The organism is Leuconostoc carnosum, assembly GCF_014207505.1.
Lineage (GTDB): Bacteria > Bacillota > Bacilli > Lactobacillales > Lactobacillaceae > Leuconostoc > Leuconostoc carnosum.
Genome location: NZ_JACHGL010000015.1, coordinates 1 through 1,654, shown reverse-complemented (window position 1 = coordinate 1,654; position 1,654 = coordinate 1). Strand labels below are relative to the sequence as shown.

The 1,654-nt window shown below is 30.2% G+C and carries 2 protein-coding genes; both read left to right on the top strand.

All coding sequences use genetic code 11. From position 1 onward, the window contains the following. Positions 1-673: 673 nt before the first annotated feature. A complete protein-coding gene (locus tag HNQ98_RS09170; protein WP_010277807.1) occupies positions 674-1,075 on the top strand; it encodes a fluoride efflux transporter FluC in 402 nt (133 codons plus the stop codon). Further along, positions 1,072-1,419 (top strand): FluC/FEX family fluoride channel, encoded by a 348-nt coding sequence (locus tag HNQ98_RS09165; protein ID WP_013102144.1) that lies wholly within the window; start codon positions 1,072-1,074, stop codon positions 1,417-1,419. The genes HNQ98_RS09170 and HNQ98_RS09165 overlap by 4 nt, the downstream gene beginning before the upstream one ends. Positions 1,420-1,654: the final 235 nt, after the last annotated feature.

Sequence of the window (1,654 nt, the reverse complement as noted above, 5' to 3'; positions counted from 1 at the left end):
TGATATCGTTTCATTGGAATGCTCCTATCTTGTTTTATTAATTATGGCACAACTGTTCAGAAATTTATGTACCAAATACTAGGATAGGAGCATTTTGCTTGTTTTTATTTAGCATTTTTAAACTAATTTTCAGGTGTGTTGTTTAATAATCCATTAATACTAAATGGGGTTAGTAATGAAATGGTCGTACTAAGCGATACTTCATCGGGTGTATGGCGTTCTTGATATATTAAGTATACGAAATTCGGAATCTTATTTGATATTGTTGACTCAACGTATATACGTTGCTTAAGGGCGGTATTGTCATCAGAAAGCGTTATATTTGCAATTTTTGGTGCTAAGTTATTTTCAATGTTATCTATTTTGTAGCCATTTTCCGCAAGAATCATTTTTTTAAAAAAACGAATTCCTTACTTGCAATGCAGTCTTTGTTTGATAGGTTTGAATAACATTTTGTGTTTTCAAATTGTACTGAACTGATCATAATTATCTCTTTTCTATTTTCATGTAGTATCCCAATTTAGGTTGGTATAACGTGCATTTTAGATACATGATGATATCAGTAAATTATTTTCCACATCTGTAATTTTTACTTTTGAAGAGACACTATAAAATATAAATATTTGATTTTTATACTTTTTAAAGTGTTAACAAGTATTGTTTAGGAGAAAACATGAAATATTTAAAAGATAGTACCCTGCTGACTAGTTGTCTTGTAGTATTTTTTGGTGGGTCATTAGGTAGCTTGTTCAGGCTACTAATTACCGAAATTCCACATATTGGGAGTAGTCCTTGGGTTATAGTAGTCATCAATGTTTTAGGATCATTCTTCCTTGCTTATATCGGAGCAGTCATTCCTGACAGCTATGACTATTCTTTAATTTTAAAAAATTTTATAGGGACGGGTATCATGGGTGGCTTTACAACATTCAGCACATTTATACTTCAAATTAATCAATTAGGTAGAGAAAATTTTTTAATTAGTATTATTTATACATTAATTAGTTTTATACTGGCTTACATTGCAGTTGTTTTTGGGAAAAATGTAGGAAAAAATCGGAGATTAAATCAGTGAATTTTTTTAACTTTTATTTGTATTTCTGTTTAGCTGCTGGGCTAGGTGCTGTTATTCGATATCTAGTTATAAGTTTTATGCCAAGGATTACAAATTTTTTCACAGGTGTTTTTTATGTTAATATTATTGGTGCTTTTTTGATGGGTGTATTATCAGTTAATATGAACAGCAACGTCTGGCATATTATTATTGGAACGGGTTTTATTGGCGGCCTGACGACATTCAGCACCATGATGACACAGGGAGAGCAGTTTAATAGTTTTAAACGGAGTATGGTATATTTTGCATTGACATTAGTCTTAGGAATTTTTTTATTTATTGTAGCTATACACATACACGTTTAACGAAATACTTTGAATGTGAAACACGCAGTTTTAAATGTCTTTGATGTTTTGTTAATACATACACAAAACGAATTCGCTTGATTCTGTTTTAATCAAAGAATGAGAATATATAAAGAAAATCGTTAAATTTTTCTGTATTCGGAATCAACCCCCTTTTTGTTGTAAACTGATTTTATGTTTAAAAAAAGAATTAGACTCAATACATCAAAGCTGTCAGTAGTATTATATGGCACAC

Excerpts from the sequence above, each read along its gene's own strand:
- HNQ98_RS09170 (WP_010277807.1), top strand. The coding sequence starts at position 674 with ATGAAATATTTAAAAGATAGTACCCTGCTGACTAGTTGTCTTGTAGTA.